At 33.0% G+C, this 779-nt stretch carries 1 pseudogene; it reads right to left on the reverse strand.

Features of this window, described 5'->3' with window-relative positions:
- Positions 1 to 779: pseudogene (locus HMPREF1495_RS13920) on the reverse strand (hypothetical protein); the annotation flags it as partial.

The raw sequence follows: 779 nt of genomic DNA on the forward strand, positions 1-779 counted from the left end.
ATCCCTTTGCAATACCATATAATACAGTGTATTTCCTTGCCTTCTTTAGTAAGTATAATTTCAGCTCTTTTTTCATTCTTTTTCAGCTTTCCGTTATATTTCCAACCGTTTGATAAAAACTCGTCCAATGGGCAAGGCATTTGGTATAAAGAACCGTCAAGCTTGAATATATAATCGTCTATAGATTTTCCCATAGTCATAGGCTTTTGATACTCACCCCAATCACTTCCGAAAAAAAGCTCCTCATTTTCACAACTCGTTTTTTCAGACTCTATTGGAGTAACCATTAAGTAGTCTGCACTATATCCACCAAATATACTTTGCTCATTCTTATGAAGTCTGACATCTACATTCTCTATATACATATAAGAAAAGGGATTATATATTTTGTATCTTACGGTAAGTTTTCCATCTTCCTCTACTATAAATTCCCAGTCTCTAAATTCTATAGAATTGTCACTTCCTCCTCTTGCATATAACGGCATTTCAAATATGTCTTCAGATTCCATGTACTGACTGTAATTTTGTGAGAGGTATTGCCATACTTCTACTGTAGACAATGCACCTGCCATTTTTAATACAATCTCTGCATTCTCAATATTTATAAACTTCCTATCATCTTCAAAAATAACATAATTTTTCAAACTGTTTTTAAAGATATTTTCATATTCCATTTCATTTAAAATATCAAGAAAGTTTGCCTGCTTTTCTTTAGTATCCAGTACACTTCCATTTCCTAAAATATTGGAGGCTCCACCATGAGACACATGCAAAGTCTG

The sequence above is a fragment of the Lachnoanaerobaculum sp. MSX33 genome, assembly GCF_000512995.1.
In the GTDB taxonomy this organism is placed as follows: Bacteria; Bacillota; Clostridia; order Lachnospirales; family Lachnospiraceae; genus Lachnoanaerobaculum.